This is a genomic window from Bartonella sp. AC130YNZD (assembly GCF_042196865.1).
In the GTDB taxonomy this organism is placed as follows: Bacteria; Pseudomonadota; Alphaproteobacteria; order Rhizobiales; family Rhizobiaceae; genus Bartonella.
On record NZ_JBHIQZ010000003.1, the window covers coordinates 45,568 to 71,741 of the forward strand.

Annotated in this window: 19 protein-coding genes and 2 pseudogenes; 12 read left to right on the forward strand and 9 right to left on the reverse strand. The window is 36.9% G+C overall.

Annotated elements, in window-relative coordinates; translation table 11 throughout:
* Positions 1 to 60 precede the first annotated feature (60 nt).
* The 9 genes and pseudogenes from ACFINU_RS02110 (at position 61) to ACFINU_RS02150 (ending at position 10,136) form a co-directional block, all read left to right on the forward strand.
* Complete coding sequence (locus ACFINU_RS02110; protein WP_375617747.1) at positions 61 to 420, forward strand: hypothetical protein; 360 nt, start codon at positions 61 to 63, stop codon at positions 418 to 420.
* 448 nt (positions 421 to 868) lie between these two features.
* Positions 869 to 2,251, forward strand: coding sequence for an amino acid permease (locus ACFINU_RS02115; protein ID WP_375613124.1), 1,383 nt, complete (start codon positions 869 to 871; stop codon positions 2,249 to 2,251).
* Between the two features lie 952 nt (positions 2,252 to 3,203).
* Positions 3,204 to 3,365, forward strand: a complete 162-nt coding sequence (locus ACFINU_RS02120; RefSeq protein WP_375617748.1) for a hypothetical protein — start codon at positions 3,204 to 3,206, stop codon at positions 3,363 to 3,365.
* 113 nt (positions 3,366 to 3,478) lie between these two features.
* A pseudogene (locus ACFINU_RS02125) lies at positions 3,479 to 3,878 on the forward strand (hypothetical protein).
* Positions 3,879 to 3,914: 36 nt separating this feature from the next.
* Positions 3,915 to 4,658 carry a filamentous hemagglutinin gene (locus ACFINU_RS02130; protein WP_375667328.1) on the forward strand — a complete coding sequence of 248 codons (744 nt, stop codon included), beginning with the start codon at positions 3,915 to 3,917 and terminating at the stop codon, positions 4,656 to 4,658.
* A pseudogene (locus tag ACFINU_RS02135) lies at positions 4,655 to 5,055 on the forward strand (hypothetical protein). Before ACFINU_RS02130 ends, ACFINU_RS02135 begins: the two are co-directional and overlap by 4 nt.
* A 363-nt stretch (positions 5,056 to 5,418) precedes the next feature.
* Positions 5,419 to 5,820 carry a hypothetical protein gene (locus tag ACFINU_RS02140; RefSeq protein WP_375617749.1) on the forward strand — a complete coding sequence of 134 codons (402 nt, stop codon included), beginning with the start codon at positions 5,419 to 5,421 and terminating at the stop codon, positions 5,818 to 5,820.
* 163 nt (positions 5,821 to 5,983) lie between these two features.
* Complete coding sequence (locus tag ACFINU_RS02145; RefSeq protein WP_375617750.1) at positions 5,984 to 6,433, forward strand: hypothetical protein; 450 nt, start codon at positions 5,984 to 5,986, stop codon at positions 6,431 to 6,433.
* Positions 6,434 to 7,382: 949 nt separating this feature from the next.
* Positions 7,383 to 10,136 (forward strand): autotransporter outer membrane beta-barrel domain-containing protein, encoded by a 2,754-nt coding sequence (locus tag ACFINU_RS02150; RefSeq protein ID WP_375617751.1) that lies wholly within the window; start codon positions 7,383 to 7,385, stop codon positions 10,134 to 10,136.
* Between the two features lie 270 nt (positions 10,137 to 10,406).
* Here the strand turns inward: ACFINU_RS02150 and ACFINU_RS02155 are convergent, their stop codons facing one another.
* From ACFINU_RS02155 to ACFINU_RS02175, 5 genes are all read right to left on the reverse strand, one after another.
* On the reverse strand, positions 10,407 to 10,868 hold the full coding sequence (locus tag ACFINU_RS02155) for a hypothetical protein (protein ID WP_375617752.1): 462 nt from the start codon (positions 10,866 to 10,868) through the stop codon (positions 10,407 to 10,409).
* A 65-nt stretch (positions 10,869 to 10,933) separates the two neighbouring features.
* Positions 10,934 to 11,656 carry an acetyl-CoA carboxylase biotin carboxylase subunit family protein gene (locus ACFINU_RS02160; RefSeq protein WP_375667330.1) on the reverse strand — a complete coding sequence of 241 codons (723 nt, stop codon included), beginning with the start codon at positions 11,654 to 11,656 and terminating at the stop codon, positions 10,934 to 10,936.
* 236 nt (positions 11,657 to 11,892) lie between these two features.
* Positions 11,893 to 12,597, reverse strand: a complete 705-nt coding sequence (locus ACFINU_RS02165; protein ID WP_375617754.1) for a DMT family transporter — start codon at positions 12,595 to 12,597, stop codon at positions 11,893 to 11,895.
* Complete coding sequence (locus ACFINU_RS02170) at positions 12,594 to 13,799, reverse strand: DUF6421 family protein (protein ID WP_375617755.1); 1,206 nt, start codon at positions 13,797 to 13,799, stop codon at positions 12,594 to 12,596. The genes ACFINU_RS02165 and ACFINU_RS02170 overlap by 4 nt, the downstream gene beginning before the upstream one ends.
* On the reverse strand, positions 13,786 to 14,244 hold the full coding sequence (locus ACFINU_RS02175; protein WP_375617756.1) for a hypothetical protein: 459 nt from the start codon (positions 14,242 to 14,244) through the stop codon (positions 13,786 to 13,788). Before ACFINU_RS02175 ends, ACFINU_RS02170 begins: the two co-directional genes overlap by 14 nt.
* Positions 14,245 to 14,991: 747 nt before the next feature.
* Here ACFINU_RS02175 and ACFINU_RS02180 point away from each other — a divergent pair.
* On the forward strand, positions 14,992 to 15,774 hold the full coding sequence (locus ACFINU_RS02180) for an ATP12 family chaperone protein (RefSeq protein WP_375617757.1): 783 nt from the start codon (positions 14,992 to 14,994) through the stop codon (positions 15,772 to 15,774).
* A gap of 34 nt (positions 15,775 to 15,808) precedes the next feature.
* Here ACFINU_RS02180 and ACFINU_RS02185 read toward each other — a convergent pair whose 3' ends face one another.
* From ACFINU_RS02185 to uvrA, 4 genes are all read right to left on the reverse strand, one after another.
* Entirely contained in the window at positions 15,809 to 16,354 is a 546-nt protein-coding gene (locus ACFINU_RS02185) for a hypothetical protein (protein WP_375617758.1), read from the reverse strand.
* A gap of 156 nt (positions 16,355 to 16,510) precedes the next feature.
* Positions 16,511 to 17,920, reverse strand: a complete 1,410-nt coding sequence (gene glnA / locus ACFINU_RS02190; RefSeq protein ID WP_375611514.1) for a type I glutamate--ammonia ligase — start codon at positions 17,918 to 17,920, stop codon at positions 16,511 to 16,513.
* Positions 17,921 to 17,979: 59 nt separating this feature from the next.
* Positions 17,980 to 18,318 (reverse strand): P-II family nitrogen regulator, encoded by a 339-nt coding sequence (locus ACFINU_RS02195; protein WP_015856528.1) that lies wholly within the window; start codon positions 18,316 to 18,318, stop codon positions 17,980 to 17,982.
* Between the two features lie 1,074 nt (positions 18,319 to 19,392).
* Positions 19,393 to 22,308 carry an excinuclease ABC subunit UvrA gene (gene uvrA, locus ACFINU_RS02200; protein WP_375617759.1) on the reverse strand — a complete coding sequence of 972 codons (2,916 nt, stop codon included), beginning with the start codon at positions 22,306 to 22,308 and terminating at the stop codon, positions 19,393 to 19,395.
* A 330-nt stretch (positions 22,309 to 22,638) separates the two neighbouring features.
* Here uvrA and ssb point away from each other — a divergent pair, with 330 nt between their 5' ends.
* Positions 22,639 to 23,145 carry a single-stranded DNA-binding protein gene (gene ssb, locus ACFINU_RS02205; RefSeq protein WP_375617760.1) on the forward strand — a complete coding sequence of 169 codons (507 nt, stop codon included), beginning with the start codon at positions 22,639 to 22,641 and terminating at the stop codon, positions 23,143 to 23,145.
* A gap of 230 nt (positions 23,146 to 23,375) precedes the next feature.
* The gene (gyrA, locus tag ACFINU_RS02210; RefSeq protein WP_375617761.1) at positions 23,376 to 26,159 is read left to right on the forward strand and encodes a DNA gyrase subunit A; all 2,784 of its coding nucleotides are present in this window, start codon (positions 23,376 to 23,378) and stop codon (positions 26,157 to 26,159) included.
* Positions 26,160 to 26,174: the final 15 nt, after the last annotated feature.

A 26,174-nucleotide genomic window follows, 5' to 3' on the forward strand; every position in this document is an offset into this window, starting at 1 on the left:
TTAATACTTTATGAATTTTATAGTTCATTTTTGATATTTATAATAAAAAAGGAGAAAGGAATGTTTAAAAGTGCTAAATTATGTGTTTCAATAACAGTTCTTTTTTTTTCTCAAATTCTTGAGATTCATGCAAATTTTAGGAGAGTTAGCTTTCCAGAGGAAGTTTTCATTATGATAGTTGACCAAGAGAAAGAGCCTCTTATTTCAGCGAAAAACAAAGATTTTATTGCTATCTCAGGGCAAATTTCCAGAGGTAAGGAGAACGCTATCATCGGACCAACAATCAAAGATGCTCTTTTTACCGTATATTTTTTTTTCATTGGAAAGCTTGTCGTTAAGGCAGCTGGAGTCCTTAAAAGATGGGTTGTAGATAGATTTTCTCATGCTTTTGAAAACTTGCGAGATTCGTATTATCATTAATTGAGCTATTCAATTGGCGTAAAAAGTTTTTTTATAAGCTCAAAGAAAGTTAGCTTAAAGTAACAAAAAATTAATTGTATGCATAGTTAATGTGTTTGTTATGAATTTTTAGGCTTCTATTTCAGTACACTGAAATAGAAGCCTAAAAGTTTAGATTACATTAAGGTTAATTTTCTCTGTAAAAAACTAGAGAATACGAAATGAATTAAATGACAATTATGAAAAAATTCATTATCATTTTATTTGAATAAAATAATACGAAATTGCAGGCTATAAAAGCTGAATAATTCGCAATAAAAGTATTTTTTCATTGTTTAGAGCAAAGTGTTAGACTGGCTGGTCTTCGATGTTTTTTGAAATATATTTGTGAAAGAAACATGAGGTTTTATTTCTCATAGAGCTGTTATCGTGGTGTGGATTGTCAGCATTTCAAAAAGTAAGGAAAGAAATGGCAATAAATGAACTGAAAAGAGGGATGAGTAAGCGCCAAGTTATTTTTTTAGCTCTTGGTTCTGCTATTGGAACAGGACTTTTTTATGGGTCTGCACAGGCAATTAAGCTTGCGGGTCCCAGTGTTTTGATTGCCTATTGTATTGCTGGTTTAGCTATTTTTATGGTTATGCGGGCTCTAGGAGAGATGATACTTCATAATCCATTGCCTGGTTCTTTTGCTCGTTATGCGGCAAATTACATATCACCATTAGCAGGTTTTTTAACGGGATGGACATATGTATTTGAGATGATTCTTGTTGGTTTGGCTGATATTACAGCTTTTGCGACTTATATGGGGTTTTGGTATCCTGATGTTGCTCCTTGGGTATGGGCACTGAGTATTACATTAATCATCACAGGTATTAATTTAGCTGCTGTAGAAGTCTATGGTGAACTAGAGTTTTGGCTATCTTCTATTAAAGTTATCGCTATCATTGCGATGATTATTTTAGGAATAGCAATTATTTTTTGGGGGTGGGGTGAAGGTGCAGATTTTTCTACCGTTACTGTTCATAATTTATGGAAAAATGGTGGACTTTTTCCCAATGGTTGGTTTGGTTTTTTAGCTTGCTTTAGTGTTGTTGTTTTTGCTTTTGGTGGCATAGAAATCATTGGCATGGCAGTCATGGAAGTTCAAAACCCTCATCAAACGATTTCAAAGGCAATTAATTCTACTCCAGTTCGTATTTTGCTTTTTTACGTCATGACGTTAGCTATTTTAATGTCTCTTTATCCTTGGAATGAGATTGGTCTCATGGATAGCCCTTTTGTATCCATTTTTGAAAATCTTGGGATTTCATATGCAGCAAATATTTTAAATATTGTTGTTGTTACAGCGGCTATTTCAGCAATGAATAGTGGAATGTATGGTGCTTGTCGTATGATCCATGGTTTATCGCAGGAAGGTTATGCTTTAAAAAAGTTTCAATATTTATCAAAAAACGGTATACCAGTTTTTGTTATTTTGATGATCTTTGGTATTTTTCTTCTTGGTGCTGTCCTTAATTATTTTTATCATGAAAAGCTTTTTTTTCTTATTGCTGCAATGGCAACATTTGCGACAGTTTTTGTTTGGATGATGATTCTACTTTCACAATTTTTTATGCGAATTAAGATGCCTAAAGAAGCTCAGAATGGTTTAAAATTTCCCATTCCATTTTGGCCAATAGGATCGATTTTTTCTATTTTATTTATGGTTTTTATTTTTATTCTCCTATGGTACTTTGATGAGACACGACCAGTTTTAATTATAGGTGTTATTTGGATTGCTTGGCTTGTTATTTGTTTCTATGCACTTAAACTTTATAATTTTAAGCAAAAGAAGCTGAATAAAATGTGAATAGAGAAAAAACTCAAAACAAATAGCTGATGTCATCAGGAGAACAGGTGTTTGATTGTTTTCTCTAAAGGTTAGAACAATCTAGATTGAAAAAATCTGCTCGTTATTATTTTGCTTTGGAAGTTTTTGTGAGCCATTGCTTACGGTAACGACAAAATCATATAAATATTAGGCGTTTTTTTGATGGTGAACTGTGCCATCAATATAAGTCTTTCAGGTTAAAATGCCTAACAGTGCAAATAGATTTTACCAGATACATGATTATAGGCAGATATCTTTTTCTAAACGTATTAATGAAGTTCTGTTTCACAAGAGAAGTTATTGTAAGAATTGTTTTTTAAGCTCTTTAAAAAATTGGTTGTTTAAATTTTGTTGTTTAGAAAATTACTATTGCTTTTAGAAGCGAAGATAAAGTTCTTTATGTATTTTTTCTCAAAGAGGATTGGCGTTGGTAGAAAATAGTGGATAACAAAGTTACAGGAGGCATTGTGTCATCGTTTTTACAAAAACTTTAATAAACAGCAGCAAGGTATTACAATAAAATCTCATAGAAGAGTAAATTAAAGAGAACAATGAACGTGTGACAGTTTTACGATTCTTATTGTTATTGCTTTCAGAAGAGGAAGGATCAAACTTATTTTTTTAATATTGATACAAGAGTAATTTTTATTACAAGTGGAGGCGGACAAAATGCACTCCGCAACTGTATTTCGGTGCAAAATTATTCAATATTACCATAAAAGGTGCTCAAGAACACTACGACTAGCAAAAACAATCATCGGAAAATGGCTTTTTACACGAGAAATCTTCCAATAGCTCTGAAACACACACAACAACAATTCTCTCTATCCTTGAGGCAACAGGCAATGTTGATATGGATGTACAATGAGATGCTACGATTATTGCTTCTCATCTGATTTCCGGTCAAGATATCAATGTAATGGGAGAAAGTATGACGATTGTTGGCATGACAGACCATCATAGCAGCCATTCACAGACGCGTGAAACAGGTTTTGATGGGAATAGATTTGACTTTGTAAGCAGAATTATTAGCGGTAATGGCTATACCTACGAGACGATACCTGCTGGCAGTAACGTTTGGATAGAATGGTAGAGAGTGGCTACAAATCCCATAAATCCCCATACTTGCCTTGGAGATGCGAGCCAAGCATGTCGGTATGTTCATGGCTCATTCAATCGAGTACAAGTCCCTTTAAGGAGGAAAAAATGAAACAAAGTTTAAAATTATTGAGTTGCATAGCTTTATTAGTTATAATGGGATGCCAGTTTAATAAACCTCCTGAAGAATACTTCACGGTGTGGGAGAAATCAGGAGCGGATCGGTTTGAGGTAAAAAAGCACTTTTAGAATGTGGAATGCCAGCTCTTTATGATGTGTTTCCGGAAAACAGAAATTTAAGCAACAATGCATGGGCAACCATAGAAGCTTGTATGATTCAAGCTGGTTTCCATGATAAATATGATAGGGGGGCTGGTGTGGAAATCATAAAGCCGAAAACTTGCCGATTTGTCGTCCAGGCGCTGTCATCCCGAGGCGCAGTGTCAAGAAGCGCTTAAACAGCCCTTTTTGTAAAAAGCATCCAGAACAATATGAATGCTATCCTTAAATCTTGCAGCTAGTGATAAGCAACAATCCGCTATCCTTGCCTTCGCTTGGAATGGCGGGATTGTTCCCTCTCTTTCATTATTTAACGGATGAAGAAAAGCAGCATTTGCAAGAAGGTTCTGATGGCAAGGTGCATGTGTCCTTTAATGGCATCTTTACTCCACCAGAGGAAGCCGCTGTTTATACAGAGCAACATGCGAAGGATAAAAATAATCCGCTTTATTTTGTTGTGTTCCCAGAAGCCGATTCTGCTATCTCAGAACTTCTGGTCGCGGGATACCAGAAGTTTATGGAAAATAACTTTTGGGGTTTGACTAATTCCACACAAGAAGCAAAAGACTTGATGTATAGCCATGGTATTACAGGGTTGGAACTTTATGGACATAGCCGCGGTACCATAACATTGGGGAATATGCTGTATTATTTCAAACAAGAAGGTGTTCGCGGGATAGCCGACAACACGAATATCAATTTCTATGGACCAGCCTTTAATGTTTTAGTTGCATACGGTCTGTTAGGTTATGTGAGTGATGGCAAACAAACCATTATTGGTTTTGATGGGAATAGATTTGACTTTGTAAGCAGAATTATTGGCGGTAATGGCTATACCTACGAGACGATACCTGCTGGTAGTAACGTTTGGAAAGAATGGAGGAGAGTGATCATGAATCCCATAAGCTTCCATACTTGTCTTGGAGATGTGGGTTATAAATGCCAAAAGTTTTATGGCACATCTCATCGTGAACAATTTCCTTTAAGTAAATCAAGGAGTAAAAAATGAAACAAACTCTAAAATTATTAAGCACTGTAACTTTGTTAATTATAACTGGATGTAATATCGATAAACCTCCTCCAGGAGAGGTGGCTACGTGGGAGAAAAATGGTGTTACTGATTTTACAGAGGTAGGAAAAGCCTTGTTAGAATGTGGTATGCCAACGCCTTATGATGTTGATCCAGAAAGCAGAAAGCTCAGCTACAATGCAATAGCAACCATAGAAGCTTGTATGTTCCAATCAGGTTTCCGTGATAAAGTGGGGGGACTTGGTGCGAGAATCATAGAGCCGAAAACTTGCCCATTTGTCGTCCAGGCGCTGTCATCCCGAGGCGCAGTGTCAAGAAGCGCGTGAACAGCCCTTTTTGTAAAAAGTATAAAAATAGTCGCAAATGCCAACCTTAAGTTTTGCTGTTTGTGACGATCACAATCCCTACCTTCATGTTTCTCATACCCGTACGCGGGGGGCTTAATTCAGCATGTCAATGCTATTTATTTATGGGTACCACAACTGTTGGCGCAATAATATAAAATATCTATTTTGGTTGTAATCAAAATATTGATAATAATTATAAGCATATCGTTGATAGATATATGATTTTAGTAATAATTTTACCGTATTTTTGATATAATAATTATGGCATAATCTTCAGAAAGATAAAAATAATATAGGTTGATAATGTTCATCATTGTTTTGGAAATAAAAAACAGCATGTAAAATAATTTATAGATTGTTTCGTAATCTCAAAATTACTCAAGGATAGGAAAATGAAGCAGATTTTAAAATTATTAAGCGGGATAACCTTATTTGTTATGGCTGGATGCTACCCTGAGCAGCCTTCTCGAACAGCTGTAGATGCATGGGAAAAATCCGGTACTGATCAGCTTGAGATCAAAAAAGCTCTGTTAGAATGTGGAATACAGCATTTTGATGGTCGTCTTGATACAGAAACAAGTACGGATGAGAAATTCAATGCTGAGGAGTCTGTGAATGCATGTATGATCCAAGCAGGTTTCCAAGATAAATTGGGAAGAATGAAGTGGTGTGAGAAATATAAAAATCTTCCAATTTGTCAGCCTGATGCAGTTATTCCTCAGCGAAGTGTAGAGAGGCGTTTGAATAGTCCTCATTGTCAAGAGCATAAAGAACAACCTGAATGTCAACCTTAAGTATTGAGGCTGCTGTAATCAAAAATCCTTACATTCTTGTTTTTCCATGGGGGGTGGGATTGTTTCTTCAATAATCTATATGCTAACAAAAGTCATTTTGCGTGTGAGTAAATATTAGAAGACTTATCAGTCTTTCTATCGTAAATATTGACGGAGGGGGGAAATGAAAAAAACATTGAAATTATTGAGTGCTATAATTTTATTAAGCTCTGCTGGGTGTATTAGCAAACCTCCCCCATCGACGTTAGAATTATGGGAAAAGTCTGGTGTCAGTAAGTCTATGGTCCAACAAGCACTGTCAAAATGTGGTTGGAAACCAATCTACGCTTTTTCTAAAAATATGGATTCGCGTGCAAGTGATTTTGCAGCAGTTTATGAGTGCATGACTAAAGCAGGTTATCGGTACAAATTACAAGTTTCAAAGGGAATCTATTTTTCATCAACGCCGCGAAGTGATTCATTTTTAGTTAATTTAATGGTAGCAGGGTATCAGCAGGTTATGGACAATGATACTTTTGGTGTAACCAATTCGACACAACAAGAGCGAGATTTGATGTTACGTTTTGAAAATGATAAAAAGCGCCAGAAAATAAAAAAAGCTTTGCATAAGTGATCATAAACAGTAGAATGTTGATTTTTCTAGCAATAATTAAATAAAAATATTAAACGGGAGAAGAGAGAAATATAGCTCTTTTGTCTCCAATGTAGTTATATTCATCAGCTACGAGATTGGCAATAGTGTTGTTGTCAGATGATGCTAGCGGAGGATAGTGAGTTGTTGTTTAGAGAAATTTATTCAATATAAAGAATGGCAAATAATAGCTTTGCTAAAATATCTGCTTTAACGATAATAAACAGATAGCTTTCATAGAGCTAATTTTGATGAAATTTTATTTTGGTGTTTTTTAAGTTCAGAATAGTGAGTGTTTTACTGTATTTTAGATTTTATCAAAAGATCTAAAATATTACATTTATTAATTCAAATCATTGATGATAGGGTATTAGGAGAAGTTTTTTATTTATTCAAATTTCTTTGTTAGATATTTAGCATTTTTAATATAGAAATTGTGTACATTAGCTTATACATTAGTGTGCAATTTCTTGTTTTTTTGTTGTGGTTGAAGAGATGATGCGGTTATAGATTTCGTATATTGTATCTTTTTGTGCTGTGTTTTATTAAAACGTTTTAATCGTTTAATCTTAAAAGTTATTCTCATGTTGTTGTATTTTTATTTTTTTGTGGTGAGATAAATTGAATATTATATCTCTTCAAAATTCGCATTTTTTCACGTTTTTTTAAGATTGGTTTTTGGGACTTTTGTAATTACAGTTTTCAGCGGTTTTTGAGATTCCTTCTTTAAAGGGATTTTCATCCTAAATGGTATTTTTAAACTTTTTGTTCTTTCTTTACATAAAACACAAAACATATTATTGAACGCTATGATTTTATCATAAAAAAATAAAATAATTTTGTTTGTTTTGCTCTTATTGTGTTTAATTTGTGGTTTATTTTTTTTCCAGCATTTTTTGTTTTTGTTGAAAAAAGAAAGTTTTGAGAAACAATGATAGTCAAGGTATCTAACAATCACTTGTATTCGTGCTTTTTTACAGCAGCTATTTTTTCTTTTTTGTTAAATATAAATATTGAGGCACATTCTCATTCATATACATCACTGTCATGTGATGAAAACAAATTACCTTACGGATGCAGTGATGGTTCAAAGCATACAATTAGTGATAAAGTATATAAATTCACGGCGCCTGTTAAAGAAAAGAATGGGGAGGGTCGTTCTCTCATGTTACCTGCTGCTATAGTAGTGCAGGAGCCAAATACAGTTATTCAGGCAACGCGTGTAGAGGTTGAAGCTACTGCGAGTATAGAAGATATTTATGGTGTTTTTGTATCACGAGGGGGAAAAATTGTTTTGAGCGATTCAGCTTTTAAAAATGTATCAATAGGTCTTAAAGCTGATAGTGGAATGATTGAGGTTAATCGTGGAACAATTGAGGCTTCTCAGATTGCTGCTTATGCAGAGAAGCGAGGAGCATCTGTTACGTTAACGAATACAAAAATTAAAGTGGAAGGTTTGGGTATCGGTCAAGAGAGTGCTCTTTTCGTTAGTGCTGATGCGGGTATTCAGATGAAAAGTGGATTTATTGATGTGAATGATGCTGCTGCGCTTTATGTGGGGAGAGGGGGGAGTGCGACTTTAGATGGTGTTACCATTGCTTCAAAATATCAAAAAACAGAAGACAAAGAAAATACAAATGAAAAAAGTACACATACAGTTTTCAATGTAAAACATCAGGGTTCTGTTTATGTAAAAAATACGAATATTATTTCTACGGATGTTCATGTTTTAACAGTTGGACAAGATTCTAACACGCCATCCAATAACGGCAGGGAAGGAAATATTTTAATTTCGCGGGTTAATATTGAAGATTCAACAATTAAAGCAATAGGTAACAAACATGGTATGTATTTTGAGAGGGATGGGGAAAATGACGCGTATGAACAGGGGCTTGTCTTTTTGAAAAGGACGATTTTTGAGGTTCCAGATGGGACAGCTGTTCATAGTAATAACAGTCGTAGTTATATTGGAGTAACAGAAGGTACAAAAATTTTTGGTGACTTATTATTAACAGTTGAAAAGGGGGGGAGTGTAGCGATTTTGGCTAATTCTTCTTCATTGATAGGAGGGACTCGTGTTGCCGATGATTCTATTGCTGAGCTTTATTTAACAGGGGGATCAAAATGGTTTTTGACAAAAAGAAGAGAGATCGATTTGCAAGTTGCAAACCGTACAAGTTCGTCTATTTCATTTGTGAAAGTTTCTGATAGTTTTATTGCTTTTGAGACTCCAATGTTTCAGGAGTATCAGACACTTCATATTGGGAAGGGAGAAAAAGAAGTTTATAGTGCGCAAGATAGGGCAGATATTTATCTCAATACGCATCTCAGTAGTGATGGTTTGCTCGATAATAAAAAAACTGATCGGCTTTTAATACATGGTGATGTTTCTGGAAAAACAACAGTTTATGTGCAATTTGTTGCAGGAAATCAGGGTGAGATAGCAACCGGTGAAAATGCTCATAGTATTTCACTTATTCAGGTTTCTGGAAAAGCGGCAGAGGATTCTTTTCAGTTAAATCGTGCTTATATCGCATTAGAGGGTTTGCCTTACCAATATTATCTTCATGCTTATGGTCCAGCTTCTGCTCTTGGAAATGCACAAACTTCTCAAAGATTGGTTGAAGGAGATGGAGATTTTTGGGATTTTCGCCTTGAAAGTAAATATATTCAGCCTGCTTTAGAGGTGTCTGCTATTCCCCCTTCCGAGTTAAAGGTCAGAGAGGTTGTTCCACAAGTTCCAACTTATCTTTTGTTACCAAATGCTTTATTTCATGTTGGGCTCATGGATATTGGTCATCAACAAAAGCAGTTGCAAGCTACGCGGTCTATTCCTCGTAAATTATTAAAAGTTGAAGGGAACTTTGCTTTATCTGTCCACGGTTATGGTGGGAGTTATCGTTATGTCTCAGATCTTTCTACACTTAAATATGGGTACGATGGTCATGTTGATTATAACGCTATAAAAACAGATATTTTGCTCAAAACAATAGAGCGCGCATATAGTACGACATCTTTTGGGATTATGGGAACCTATGGAAAGCTTTCTTTACAACCTCGTAACGTGGAACGAAGCCAAAAGAGTACGTTTAATAAATGGTCATTTACGTCATACGGTAGTATGAAACACAACACTGGTTTTTATGTAGATGGTCTTTTATCTTATGGTTTGTTTAAAGGGGATGTGCGTAGCCATGTTTGGGGTAAGACGGCGACATTAAAAGCAAATCCTTTGAACGTTTCGTTTTCTGCTGGTAAAACGTTTATGACAGCATATAAAGATCTTATTTTTGATCCGCAACTTCAGCTTATTTATCAACATCTTCAATTTGATAAGTTTCATGATATTGATGGATTTGATGTTAAGATGAAAAAAATGAGTCAATGGTTTGTGCGTGTTGGTGGGCGTTTAAGTAAAACATTTACAGCCTCTGATAAGGATCGTATCACTTCTTTTTATGGCAATATTCATCTTGCTCATTGTTTTGGTAAAGAACAATTTGTTCATTTTAAAGATGTTTTTCAGTTGAGTGCTTTCGGTTCTTCCTTAGAAACAGGTTTGGGTATCAATGCGCAGTTTTCTTCTAAAGTTACACTTCACAGTGATTTTAGCTATCAGCATAGGTTAACCAAGGCTGGTTTTTCTGGAGTTCATTTTTCTGGTGGTTTGCGCTATCATTTTTAATAAATTTTTTAAAAAACAATAAATGTGATTTTCAAAGTCTTGTTCTACTATCGGAATTAAAACCATTGTTTGTGCAGAATTTTAATTGCTTCTTTTAATAATGATATCATGTGTTTTAATAAATATGAAAATATCGTGTTGATTTATTTTTATCTACTATAGCATTTTTCAAATGCTTTAAAAAATTTGTCCATCTGATAAACAGATTTAAAATGAGAAAATCCTACGATATTGGGGTTCTCGTTCAATATGAATAACGCTAAATTATCATTATAAATCAGTATTTTGCCATATGATGCTTAAGGTATCATCGAGCCATTTATGGTAATTGCGTGCTTCTTCGTTTGAGTTATGAACAGAGAAAATAAAACCAGGATATCCACCAAATGCTGGTGGAGGTGGTGAAATGTGATTGGTTTCAAAAAAAATGATAGTTCTGGCGGTTTGAGGATGCTGTGCAACCTTATCTAGACCTAAAAATCCAGAGAAGCGTCCATACCCATGAAGAGGAATAATATAATTTGCAGCCACTTTTTTAGCTGGGAGGACATCAGGAAGATCTAAATTTTGTTCAGCTAAAGCGGCATTCATACAGAGTTTTGCAAATGAAATTCCTGTACCTTGTTCTACAATAAAATGGGAGACACCTGATCCACCTATACGAGTGCCGATCTCAATGATATAGGGTAAGTTATTGGCATCTAAGCGTAGTTCTACATGAGCAGCTCCCATATTTATACCAAGAGCTTTAACTCCAGAGCATGCAGCCTCACATAAAGCAATAATTAAAGGATCATCTATATCACAGCGTTGACGATAAATTGTTTCTTCAAACCATGGTCCCTCAGGCTGTCCCTTAGAACGTGTACATCTGCTGTATCAACAAAGCATTCTACGATAAACTCTTTTCCTGGCAAATACTGTTCTACGACTAAACCTACAGGTTTATTTTTATCATTAAAACGTGCCACGTCTTTATGCTGAACATTCCATACGGCTTTAATGAGATCAGGAAGTTCGGCAGAATTTTTAGCTAACATGACGCCTGCACTTGCCCATCCAGAGACGGGTTTAATAACGAGTGGATAATCCAAGGCTTGTGTTTGTGATAGGTCTTCTGGATTATCTATATAAAGGAATCCTGGTGTTCTTAAGTCTGCTTTAGCAAAAGCTTGACGCATGAGATATTTATTTCTGGTTAATGCTGCTACTTCTGGTTCAATACTTGGAGTATTGATTTTTTTTGCAGCCAAAGCTGTCCATAGGATAGCTTCTTCGCGAAGGGTTATAACCCCAGCAATATTGCGTTCTTTTGCTCCTGTTGCAAAAGTGTCTAGAGCTAGCTCTGGGTTATCAAAAACAGGAAGTTGCCAAGTTGAAGTGACTGCTGCGGGGTGTTGAGTGGGAGCACTTTCAGCGATATCATAGATCATTATTAATTCGATATTAGCTTCTTGTGCTGCTTCAAATATAAATGGTAATTTTGCATTGCGCTGGCAAACTAACGCGAGTTTTTTCATTTTGTTTCCTTATTAAATTTGGAGTTTTGAGAATGGCGTTTATGTTGCCATGTAGATACCTTTGATGCATCTATAAATAAGAGTGTCATTCCTATAACAGCCATCATCATAGCAATTATTTTGATAATGTTGAGGGAAGGGCTCGAGTCGATTATCCATTCACATGCAACCACTGCAAAAGGGGATAATACGCCGATAATATTGGCGTATAATACGCCTCCTTCGGCTAAAACTTTTCAGTGTAATACGTAAACTGGTGCCGAGCAAACAGTTCCTAAAATCAATATTTTAAATATATCTTCTAACTTAAGATATAAGAGTGGGGCAGGATCAAAAATAAATAATGGCATAAATGATGCTGCAGAAATTGTCGTGATCCAAGCCAGTGAGGTAAGCAAAGGTAAATTTTTAAGATAACGTTTAGACAATAAGCCATAAGCAGAGTAAGAAAGGGCTGCTGTTAAAGCAAGAGCTATTCCTATTAGGCTGTATCCACCTTCTCCACTGTTTATATTGAATGCCACAGCTGCTACACTGACAATTATCACTCCACTAAGCTTCAGCCATGAGAATTTAAGGACATTTGTCAATGCACCTAATATATAAGTAATTCCTGGAATAGTAGCGAGCATCATGGTTAAATCACTGGCTTTGAGTGATTTTAATGCACCAAAGCTGCATACAAAATACAGCGAGAATTCTAACGCTGATAGAATTAAAAAAGAAGGTATCATGGGAAGCAATGGTAGGGATCTGAAAACAGCTTTCTCACGAAATACTGCAATCAGCCATAAGGTGGCAGCGGTGGCAAACAACCTAAGTTCAACCGCATGCATGACGGGTATATTGCTAACCAAATTCTTAGATAATAACCAACTTATGGAAAACAATGCTAGAATGGCAAAAGTAAATAATAGTAATCGTTCTTTTATAAAACTCAATGATTTAATCCTCTAATCACTCGCTGTGCATAAGATGATGTTGAAAAATTAAATCGTGACTTTGAGGTCTGTGGTTTTCCAAGATTATTTTGGATATAATCTTTAGCTCCTGCCAAATAAGCGTCATCATCTAATGCTTCAAGTGCTTCTATATCTGCTATCATCAATATTATTACTTTTTCAAGACGCTCCAAATCAAATTGAAGATAACCTTGATTTGTTTCAATCAATGCTTTGTTCCGCATCAATATTTCAAAAAGCAAGATCCCTGTACCAGCATTGAATGTCATATGCTGATCAGAATCTTTTGGATAACGGAATATGCGTTCTAATAGGACAAATTCAGTTATTTCTTTCCAAAATTTTGGATGATTTTGTAGCATAATACGGACTGTAATTAAATCAACTTTAGTTTCTTCTAGAAGACCAGTGAACCAATTTAATTTTATATATAGATTTTTATCCAATGGCCGCGGTCCAGTATGATGTGCATAGTCATGATAATAGCCCCACAAACAGCGAGCATCGTAAATGTCTTCTTTAGATAAGTTACGACTCTGCAATTGACCGAACAGGAATTTACTATTACGGCCGAGTAAACGTTCAGCTTCCACAATTGTTTGCTTGTTGTAGATATCAAAGAATTTACTGAAAAAAAACAAAGCAAATGCTTGCTTATCAATTTTTTGAGCAGTCGCTACAGATTCTGGGAATAGAACAATGCAATTGCCTTCTAAAAAACCTCTTGATGCTATTCCCATTTTTATACATTGAAAAGGTGATAGATAATTCTTTGTATATTTTGAGGCGTCAGCAAGATAGGCCGTTTCATGACGATATCCTGTAACTAATTCCAGCCGGAATCCTTCTGGATCAGGTCCATTTGTTGCACGCATTGGAGCCAAGAAAAACAAGGGAGCATCTGGTAATAGGGCTTTGAAAGCAGCCAAAGTGTTATCAAATTGAGGAGGGGGCGTTAAACCGCTGAGCATCCACTGATGAAGATCATCAGAAATGGTCTCTAAAAGTTTTGGAGATAATCTGTCAAGAATATTAGCATGGTGGTTCAGCAGAGTGATCAATTTATTGATCATATTACTATCTGCTGAAGTTGGTTCCTTAATGCTCCCATCTCGTTCTTGGCGCATACGGAATTTGTCAACCAAGTTAACAATGGAAAGAAGCGCTTCAGATTTTTTCATGATTAGTTGACTTTAGTGAGTGGAGCAAAAAGGCCATTGGCACTTGTCCAAAATTTTCGACAATATTCAGCTTATAGCGATTTGCCGCAACCGATGTTGTGATACAAGCATCGGCTTTTTCAGCCTTACAAAGAACGGCTGTATCAGCATGGCTGTTGGCAAATACTTTGTCATATTGATGAGCTACCAGAGATTGCGGGGCAGGATGAGTCGCTATGGTTTTAATTTCATCAGCGTTATTGCGTTTAGCTAAAACCATAGAGTGAGTAGGCATGATAAAGCTGTCAAATAATTGCATATCACCTAAACGGGTAAATATGAGTGTATGCAAATCAGGGTAAGCAGCACAACTTAAGAGATAAGCATCTTTTTTTTGAGCAAGTTCATTAAATGCTTCTTCAAGAGTTGCGTATAAGATAATACGGAATCTCGAGTTAGTGGACAAAATATTTTTATTGTGATTGTTAAGCCACTATTGTTCTGCAGCTGCACAGTTAGTATCTGCAGGGACAAGTGTATAAATAAAAGTATTATTTTCAGATTGCATGATCTCTATTCTTTTAATTATGCGACTAAATTTAAACTAGTGTGATATGATAGAGTATATCAAGCACAATGCGTTAAGTAATTTAGTGCTTTATAAAATAATGTATATGTGAAAGCAAATTTACGATAAATTTTGTCTGTTCATTATTCTATCATGCCGTAAAACAGCGTCTTTTAAGGGAGTAATTGAGCAGAAAAATTCTATGCAGGGTATTTATTGGATATGTTAGAGAATTATTGGAATGGTTAAGCGAAGGTGAATGACACGTAAACCGTACTGCTCTATCATTTTTTGGATGAGCAGCGTTTTTGAATCTGTTCATATTGATAATACTATTATAGGTGAATAATAAGCAAATTGGTAAGGCGTGAACATCTTTGCCATAAAACTCAATATATTTAAATTCTTAATTAAGATAATACTTTTAAAAATTGTTTTACTATTATGATTGTATTAAATATATAAAAGGCAATCATCATTGTCTTGTTTGTAAAAGAAACATGAAATATAACTCTTAAGTTAGATTGAGATTGGCAAGATTTTTTTTCTTCTTTGGAATCGTTAAGAAGGTCAGATTAAACCTTATTGAAGCTACAGAACCTAAAGAAACAGTCGATTTCTTGAAAAAATCAGAGGTAAACAAATATGCGTGAGATTTTGGATCATTTTGATATGCCATTGAATAAAAAGAGTTCTGTTCAAAAAATTCAAAATCTTTCATTCCAATCACACCCAAAACGGTTTTATAAGCAAGTGAAGATCGCTTGTGGGGAGGGCGGCTTTACGATTTTGTTGGATGAACGTCCTGTAAAAACGCCCGCAAGACGTCATTTTCATGTGCCAACAGAAGTGTTTGCTGAATACGTTGCTCAGGAATTTGAGAACCAAAAGCACGTTGTTGATCCTGCAAAAATGCCGATGACGCGTTTGGTTAATACTGTGATTGATGGTATCGCTGATGATATGCAGGCGGTTTTTGAAGATTTATTGCGTTTCGTTGCATGTGATATGATCTTTTATCGTGCACAGACACCTAAAGAGTTGGTGCAAAAACAATCTGAACAATGGGATCCTTTATTAGATTGGGCAGAAAAAAAACTGGGTGCGCGGTTTTATTTGACAGAAGGGCTGATGCATGTGGAACAATCACCAGAAGCACTTCAAGCGGTGAGTCATTATTTACGAAGAGTTGAGTCTGCTTATATGCTTGCTGCACTTCATATGATGACAACATTAACGGGATCTGCTCTCATTGCTTTTGCTGTTGCTGCGGGAAATATTGATGCTGATCATGCTTGGTCTATTGCCCATTTAGATGAAGATTGGATAATGGAGCAATGGGGAACGGATAAAGAAACAATAGCACGCCGTGCTCATAAAAAAGTTGAATTTAATGCTGCTGCTACAATTGTTACAACTTGTTTATAGGGGAAAATCTTTTATTTACGTGCATTCTTTTCGCTCAGAGTATTTTTGTGACTTTTTGAGGATTGGTTTTTACTTTATCAAGTCCAGGAAATAGTTCATTGGTTATGGTTAAGAGCGCTTCGTCATTACCACGGATAAAATACCATTGGTTATTGTGAAGTAGGGCAATAATTTCAGTTTGAATAGAGCATTTTTTTCCAGCATTTGTTGTGGTTACAAGCTCCACGGGTATAACAAAATAAGGGGTACCATTATCAAGGGTACCTTCACGTTTTTGTTTTTGATCAATGTTGATCGTTTCAATCTTGTAACTTTCTGCCAACCGTTCTATTTGGCTTTTCATGATTTGTAGAAATTGTGATTGATTAAGATTTTTTTTGGCGATTAAGCGGTTGATGACTTGGGGAGGAATAGCATTTAAGATGGCATTTGCATCGGCATTTTTAAGTGCTTTACTATAAGCAGATGTTGCTTTCTCAAGAGTTGTAAGTTTTTGGTTGGTTATTGTATGTGCTTTAGTTGTTGATGTGATAAAGACAATGCATAAAAGAACGGGAACGAGAAAACAAATTCGCGGCATTAGAAACCTTTGTTAATTCATTTGAAGAGATTCAACACATTATAAAGGAAAAGCGGACGAGCAAAAAGCCTCTTGCGCTTTTGCATGAGACGAATATCCACAAAAATGGAGGCTTTTGCCTCCATTTTTAAAATCAAAAGAATGCGTATTGATTGTTTAAACAGAATAGTACATATCAAATTCAACAGGATGGGGTGTTGTTTCGTAACGCAAGACTTCTTGCATCTTTACTTGAATGAAGGAATTAATCTGATCATCATCAAAAACGTCGCCAGCTTTAAGAAATCCACGATCTTTGTCAAGTGCTTCAAGCGCTTCACGCAGGCTTCCTGAAACAGTAGGGATTTCTTTAAGTTCCTTTAAGGGAAGATCATAAAGATCTTTATCCATAGCATGTCCGGGATGAATTTTGTTTTTGATACCGTCAAGACCAGCCATTAAAAGGGCTGCAAATGCCAAATAGGGATTTGCTGTTGGGTCTGGAAAACGAACTTCTACGCGTTTTGAATTTGGTGAGGAGCTCATAGGAATACGGCAAGATGCAGAACGATTACGTGCTGAATAGGCAAGAAGAACAGGAGCTTCATAACCAGGAACCAAACGTTTATAGGAGTTTGTGGATGGGTTGGTAAAAGCATTTATTGCTTTTGCGTGCTTAATAACACCACCGATAAAAAACAGACAGGTTTCTGATAGTCCGGCATATTCATTTCCTGCAAAAATGGGTTTGCCATCTTTCCAAATGGAAATGTGGACATGCATTCCAGAGCCGTTATCACCAAAAACTGGTTTTGGCATGAAGGTTGCTGTTTTCCCATAACTGTTTGCTATTTGATGTACAACATATTTAAAAATTTGCATCTTGTCAGCCTCGCGAACAAGTGTATCAAAACGAATACCCAATTCATGTTGGCCTGCTGCTACTTCGTGATGGTGTTTTTCGACCTGTACGCCCATATCCTTGAGTGCTGTGAGCATTTCAGAACGCATATCTTGGCAGGAGTCAATCGGCGGAACAGGAAGGTAGCCTCCCTTTATTCGTGGGCGATGCCCTAGATTTCCTGTTTCATATTCCGTATCATCATTAGAGGGAAGTTCACTTGAATCGAGTTTAAACCCTGTGTTGTAAGGGTCCGTTTTATAGCGTACATCATCAAAGATAAAAAACTCAGCTTCTGGACCCACATTGATTGTATCTCCAATGTTTAAAGATTTCATATAAACCTCAGCCCTTTTGGCGATAGAACGAGGATCTCTACGATAAAACTCACCAGAGACAGGATCAAGTACATCACAAAATATGACCAAAGTAGATTGAGCAAAAAAAGGATCAATATGTGCTGTTGCTGGATCTGGCATTAAAACCATGTCAGATTCATTAATTGTTTTCCAACCAGCAATTGAAGAACCATCAAACATGACACCATCACTAAAAGTATCCTCGCTGATCTCTGCGATATCCATTGTAATGTGATGCAATTTTCCTCGTGGATCAGTAAAACGTAAATCAACAAAACGGATTTCGTTGTCTGTAATCTGTTTGATAATATCTGATGCGGTTGTCATATTCAATTTCCTTAATATGGCGTTGAGGTGGATAAAAAAGTGAATTTTCTCGTTATTTATTAAAGGGCATCGATACCGGTTTCGTCCGTGCCTATACGAATTGCATCATCAATGGAAAAGACAAATATCTTTCCATCCCCTATATGTTTGGTTTGAGCTGCTTTACGTATTGCATCAACAGTTTGTTCCAGTTTTTCATCGGACACAACAATTTCAATCTTTACTTTAGGTAGAAAGTCAACAACATATTTCGTACCACGATAAAGTTCTGTATGTTCCCTTTGACGACCAAAACCTTTCGCTTCTGTTACTGTAATACCATGTAACCCAATTTTTTGAAGCGCTTCTTTCACTTCATCAAGTTTGAAAGGTTTTATAATGGCTTCAATTTTTTTCATGCTGAAATTATCTCCAACGTTATTTTGTCTTTTTAGACTGCATCACATTATATTGACAACTGTAAGATGTCCAACAGATACTTTGTGCACAAAAAGTGAAAATAATGATACTCTAAGCTCTTTTAGGAGAGTTTCTTTTGTAGAATACAGCCAAATACTGTTTTTTGGGAAAAAAACTTACAATTCTTATACAAGAATTCAAATAATATAATAAAAGAGTTTTGTTTCTTTTTTGTTAGATAATATCTTGACTTATAAGGATAATTAGACTCTCTCCACATTAAATGAGAAATTCTAATAGCGTAAGATTTTCTCATTTTAGATCTTTTTATCGTCAATCAATCAAAACGATACTTTTATATATCATAAATAGTTATGAGTGTGTGGATAACAACATTTGAAAAAATAAATAAAATGCTTTTTATGAAAGCTTTCGATAACTAAAGGCTTTACAATATTAGGGAGTAGGGAAGACAAATATTGGAAAAAAAGTGTGATGATGCCGATTATGCTTCTTCATAAACGTAAAGATGGTGGTGTACAATAATGAGTTTATCATTATAGCATTCATAGGAGCCGTCGTGAAATGGGCTTGAGAGCATTGAGAAATGTTTCTTTAAAACAGATGTGGGAATTGGCAACGCAAATATATTCCGTTTGGGGCGTTTTGTCCCTTCGTGAGGAATGTGATCTTCATTAAGGAACGCGATAAATAAAAGTGTGAAGCAATGGCAATCTTCATTATAAGATATTGCTGTGGATGTCTTTGAAAATCATAAAGATAAATTAAAAGGAAATGGAAAGATAGGAACTTATTTATACCCTTAAAACTTCGTATTCTTCCCAGTTTAGGCTGTCTGATCGTTTCAGGTATAAACAAAACAGAGAATAAATACGCAATTATGTGCGCGTTCCTATTTGGCAATACGACAACTGAAACAGCTTATAAAGCGCTAAATTGTTTTTAGTCTTTGCTTCAAACGTGTTGCACCACTGGAATTAGGTGTTGGTTTACAGGTAATAATAAAAGTACAGGCTTTGTTAGTATGCTGTATTTTACAATAGAAAGCGTTTCTAAGAATCGGAATTATAGAGAGATGGGCGCAGTAAAACATCTTTTAGAAATTTTCCCGTATAGGAAGCGGGAACCTTAATGATGTCTTCAGGGCGTCCAATGGCAACGATTTCACCACCGCGATCTCCACCTTCTGGTCCTAAATCAATAATCCAGTCGGCTGTCTTTATAACATCAAGGTTATGTTCAATGACTATAACTGTGTTGCCTTGCTCGACTAGTTCGTGAAGCACTTCAAGAAGTTTGGAAATATCATGAAAATGTAAACCTGTTGTCGGTTCATCCAAAATATAGAGTGTACGTCCCGTTGTTTTACGAGAAAGTTCTTTCGCAAGTTTTACACGTTGTGCTTCCCCACCAGAAAGTGTGGTTGCTTGCTGTCCTACTTTTATGTAACCCAATCCTACTTTAATGAGAGTTTCCATTTTATTATGAATAGCGGGAATAGCTTGGAAAAATTCCTCCGCCTTTTCAATTGTCATATCCAAAATATCGGCTATAGATTGTCCTTTGAATTTTATTTCTAGTGTTTCTCGGTTATAGCGTTTTCCTTTACAGACATCGCAAGTAACATAGACATCAGGTAAAAAGTGCATTTCAATTTTGATAACTCCATCGCCTTGACATGCTTCGCAACGTCCTCCTTTAACATTAAATGAAAAACGCCCAGCTTTGTAACCGCGGGCTTTTGATTCTGGAAGATCGGCAAACCACTCACGAATCGGTGTAAAAGCGCCTGTATAGGTTGCGGGATTAGAGCGTGGGGTGCGTCCAATAGGGGACTGGTTGATATCGATGACTTTATCAAGAAATTCTAATCCTTCAATTTTGTCATAGCTGGCAGGGCTGTGATGAGAGCCCATGATATGATGTGACGCTGCTTTGAAAAGCGTTTCAATAAGAAATGTTGATTTTCCTCCTCCAGAAACACCAGTTATGCATGTGAAGGTTCCAAGAGGGATGTTTGCATTGATATTTTTGAGGTTATTGCCTTTGGCGCCAATAACTTTAAGTATTTTCGTTTTTGATATTTTGCGTCGCTCTGTCGGCATTTTAACAGCCATTTTTCCTGAAAGGTATTGGCCTGTGAGAGAGGCTGAATTTTCTATAATTTCCTGCGGTGTCCCTTGCGCTATGATTTCTCCACCATGAACGCCCGCGGCAGGCCCCATATCGACAACATGATCCGCTGTGAGAATAGCATCTTCATCATGTTCAACAACAATAACTGTATTGCCAAGATTGCGCAAATGGCGCAGCATTTCCAACAGGCGTTCGTTATCGCGTTGGTGTAAACCGATAGATGGTTCATCTAAAATATAAAGAACGCCTGTAAGACCAGAACCAATTTGGGATGCCAACCGAATGCGTTGGCTTTCTCCACCTGAAAGCGTTCCTGAATTTCGAGACAAGGTAAGATATTCCAATCCTACATGATTTAAAAAAGCCAAACGTTCACGAATTTCTTTTAAAATACGTACGGCGATATTACGTTGTTTTTCTGTGAGATATTGATGAACATTGGCAAACCAATCATCTGCTTTTAGAATAGAAAGATCTGATATTTGCCCAATATGCATTCCGTTGATTTTTACAGCAAGTGCCTCTGCTTTTAAACGATAACCGTGACAAGCTGGGCAGGGCGAAGAAGACATATAACGTTCGATTTCTTCTCGAGACCAAGCAGAATCGGTTTCTTTCCAGCGTCTCTCCATATTAGGGATGATTCCTTCAAAAGGTTGGGTCGTTTTATGCGAACCAGAATTATTTTTATAGATAAAAGAAATTTCATCTCTTTTTGTACCGTAGAGAATAGCCTGTTGTGCTTCATTAGAGAGTTCACACCATTGATCTGTGAGTTTGAAACCGTAAGCTTTTCCTAATGCTTCTAGGGTTTGGCTATAATAAAGTGAATCCGATTTAGCCCAAGGAGCAATGGCGCCATTTTTGAGGGTAAGATTTTTATTGGGCACAATTTTCAGTGGATCCATTGCTTTTTTGATGCCCAGTCCATCGCAGAGAGGACAGGCGCCAAAAGGATTATTGAACGAAAAAAGGCGTGGTTCAATTTCAGGAATAGAAAAACCCGATACAGGGCAGGAAAACTTTTCTGAAAAAATGAGCCGTTTGTGTGTATTATTTTTCGACTTATGAGCAGATTCCTTTATCGTTTCTTTTTGTGCTAAGGGTTGGTCTGCCATTTCAGCAATGGCAAGCCCATTTGCTAGCTGTAAACAGGTTTCTATACTATCAGCTAAGCGAGAGGTGATATCCTTCTGTACAACAATGCGGTCTACCACGACATCGATGTCGTGTTTATATTTTTTATCAAGAGGTGGAATATCAGCGATTTCATAGAATTTTCCATCAACTTTAGCGCGTTGAAATCCTCTTTTTAAAAGTTCTGTTAGCTCTTTTTTATATTCTCCCTTTCGTCCTCGCACCAAAGGGGCCATAATAAAAATTCGCGTTCCTTCTGGTAAGGATATAATTTGATCCACCATTTGGCTTACTGTCTGGCTTTCAATAGGAAGTCCTGTCACAGGAGAATGAGGAATACCAATACGTGCAAAGAGAAGACGCATGTAATCTTGGATTTCAGTAACGGTACCTACCGTTGAACGAGGATTGCGACTGGTTGTTTTTTGTTCAATGGAGATAGCTGGAGAGAGACCGTCTATGCGGTCGACATCGGGTTTTTGCATGACTTCCAAAAATTGGCGTGCATAGGCTGAAAGGCTTTCGACATAGCGACGTTGTCCTTCAGCGTAAATTGTATCAAACGCTAAGGATGATTTCCCTGATCCAGAAAGTCCTGTTATAACAATGAGTTTATCACGAGGAAGATCGAGATCAATATTTTTAAGGTTATGCTCACGTGCACCGCGAATGGAGATATATTTTTGATGAGTCATACTTTATCCTTGGCATATGTGGCAAAAATTGAGCACCTAAAATGGAATAAAACTGTTTTTTTAGAATTATAATGTGTTTAACTGCTTTAATGCAAAAGGAAGGTATAAGTTTTGTGAAAAAAATACAAATGAGCAGCTTTTTATTCTCTCGTGGTGGAATAAACTATGCGTTTTTATCATCTTTTGTTATAATTACACTGAATACAATATTGGTAAAGGATAGCAATACCCATATTGATGGTCAATTGCGACATGTAAATTGAAGCTCAAGATGGTTATAACTGTTATAGAACAGAGTATTTTACAAATTAAAATTTTGGAGTTTATGCGATGGCTGGTAGCCTTAATAAAGTTATTTTGATTGGTAATCTTGGTGCGGATCCTGAAATCCGCCGTTTGAATTCTGGTGATCAAGTGGCAAATTTGCGTATTGCTACTTCAGAAAGTTGGCGCGATCGGAATACAAATGAGCGAAAAGAACGCACTGAGTGGCATAATATTGTTATTTTTAATGAAAACCTTGTCAAAGTTGCAGAGCAATATTTAAAAAAAGGCAGCAAAATTTATATTGAGGGGCAGTTACAGACACGAAAATGGCAAGATCAAAATGGAAATGATCGTTATACAACAGAGATTGTTTTGCAAAAGTACCGTGGCGAATTACAAATGCTTGATGGTCGGGGAGCTGCGAGCGGGGAGCAAGGAGCAAGTCAAGGGGGGAGTTATAGTGGTGGCTTTGCCGATAGTCACTCAAATCAGAGAAATGCTTTTGGTCAAAATAATAATCAATTGGGAGAAAGTTTTTCACACAAATTAGATGATGACGTCCCTTTTTAAGAGTCTTTAAATTGCAGTATTATGATCATTTTATGGTTTGCTTGTTTCAGATTTTTGAAGTTTATCGAAGTAAAAATTGTTAATTATTATTGGTAATTTAAAATATAAATTAATAACATCTTGAAAAATATTGTTAAATTTCTTTTTTGTCATGGGAGAGAAATTAGCATTTTTGTGTATTTTTCGCTATAAATAAAGTGAAATGATTCTTTTTTGAAAGTTTTGAAATTGTGACCGATCTTACTCCACACCCAGAACGTGATGTGCTAACCGGTATTGAACCAATCAGTATTATTGATGAAATGCAACGCTCCTATCTCGATTATGCGATGAGCGTGATTGTTTCACGTGCACTCCCTGATGTTCGTGATGGTCTTAAGCCTGTTCATCGACGTATCCTTTATGCTATGAATGAGATGGGGCTTTCTTTTAATAAGTCATATCGTAAATCTGCTGGTGTTGTTGGTGAGGTTATGGGGAAATTCCATCCCCATGGTGATGCTTCAATTTATGATGCTTTAGTGCGTATGGCGCAGGACTTTTCTTTAAGAAATCCATTGATTGATGGTCAGGGAAATTTTGGTTCCGTTGATGGTGATCCACCCGCGGCTATGCGCTATACTGAGTGTCGTTTAGAAAAAGTTTCAGAAGAACTTTTAGCTGATATTGATAAAGATACTGTTGATTTTCAGGATAATTACGATGGGCGTGAGCGTGAACCGGTTGTCTTGCCAGCGCGTTTTCCCAATCTTTTGGTTAATGGGTCAGGGGGGATTGCTGTGGGAATGGCAACCAATATTCCTCCCCATAATCTTGGTGAAGTCGTTGATGGTTGTATCGCTTTGATTGATAATCCCGATATCACACTCGATAAAATAATTGAAATTATTCCTGGTCCGGATTTTCCTACAGGGGGTATTATCCTTGGCCACTCTGGTGTTCGTGCAGCTTATGAAACAGGGCGTGGCTCAATCATTATGCGTGCTAAAGTTGAGATCGAAGAAATTCGCAGTGGTCGACAAGCAATTATTGTGAGTGAGATCCCTTATCAAGTTAATAAGGCAACAATGATTGAGAAAATGGCTGAATTGGTGCGCGATAAACGCATTGAGGGAATCTCTGATTTGCGTGACGAATCTGATCGTGATGGATATCGCGTTGTTATTGAGCTGAAGAAAGATGTTGTTGCGGAAGTTGTTTTAAACCAATTATATCGGTATACGCCGCTACAAACTTCCTTTGGTTGTAATATGGTTGCTTTGAATGGGGGAAAACCCGAACAGATGACGTTGCTTGATATGCTTCGTGCATTTGTTTCTTTTCGGGAAGAAGTTGTCAGTCGGCGAACAAAATATCTTTTGCGTAAAGCGCGTGAGCGAGCACATGTTTTGGTTGGTCTTGCTCTTGCTGTTGCCAATATTGATGAAATTATAGCGCTTATTCGCAAAGCTCCTGATCCGCAGACAGCACGTGCACAGTTAATGGAGCGACGCTGGCCAGCAATGGATGTCGCGCCTTTGATTAAACTTATTGATGATCCTCGTCATATTATTCATGAGGATGGTACTTATAATCTCTCTGAAGAACAGGCGCGTGCTATTTTAGAATTGCGTTTGCAACGATTGACAGCCCTTGGGCGTGATGAAATCGCTGATGAATTGAATAAAATTGGTGTGGATATTGCTGACTATCTTGAGATCTTGGCATCACGTGTACGCATTATGTGTATTGTTAAGGATGAGTTGAGTGCTCTTCGTGAGGAATTTGCAACGCCGCGACGTACCGTATTTGGTTTTGGTAGCGCTGAGATGGAGAGTGAAGATCTGATCGCATCAGAGGATATGGTGGTAACGGTAAGCCATAGTGGCTATATTAAGCGTGTGCCTCTTAATACCTATCGTGCACAGCGACGTGGTGGTAAGGGGCGTTCTGGTATGTCCACGAAGGATGAGGATTTTGTAACGCGGTTGTTTGTTGCCAATACGCATACTCCGGTTCTTTTCTTTTCATCACGTGGGATTGTTTATAAGGAAAAAGTTTGGCGACTGCCGCTGGGGACACCCCAATCGCGTGGGCGGGCTTTGATCAATATGCTTCCCTTACAACAAGGTGAGCGTATTACAACGATTATGCCTTTGCCTGAAGATGAAGCGAGCTGGAGTGCATTAGATATTATGTTCGCGACAACACGTGGAACTGTGCGTCGTAATAAATTATCAGATTTCGTTCAGGTTAATCGTAATGGTAAAATTGCGATGAAACTTGATGAAGAAGATGAAATTCTTTCTGTTGAAACCTGTACAGAACATGATGATGTTGTTCTAACAACAGCCAATGGACAATGTATCCGTTTTCCAGTTGTTGATGTTCGGGTCTTTGCTGGGCGTAATTCTGTGGGAGTTCGTGGTATCAATTTAGCTAAAGGCGATAAAGTCATTTCGATGACAATTTTAGAGCATGTCGAGGCGACGTCCATTGAGCGTTCTGCTTATATTAAACGTGTAATGAATGAACGGCGTGCTTCTGGTACAGATGCTGATATTGAAGATATTATAACTCTTGATGAGGAAGATGGGGGTGCTGAAACAGAGTTAACAGATGAACGTTATGCAGAACTTCATGCACGTGAACAAATGCTTTTGACGGTGAGTGAGTTTGGTTATGGTAAACGCTCTTCTTCCTATGAGTTCCGGATTTCGGGACGTGGCGGAAAAGGGATTCGCGCAACAGATCCATCTAAAACAGCTGAAATTGGTAAATTAGTAGCGGCTTTTCCGGTGAAGGCGCAAGATCAAATTATGTTGGTATCAGATGGGGGGCAGCTTATTCGTGTCCCTGTTGAGGGAATTCGTACTGCTGGGCGCTCAACTAAGGGAGTCACAATTTTTAATACAGCCAAAGGTGAAAGAGTCGTATCGGTTGAACGTATTTCTGAACCTGAAGATGATACGAGTTCATTAGATGATGAAGGTGAGAAGCATTCTGATACAGTTGATATGAGCGAAGAAAAATAATTTTTAAGAGGAAGG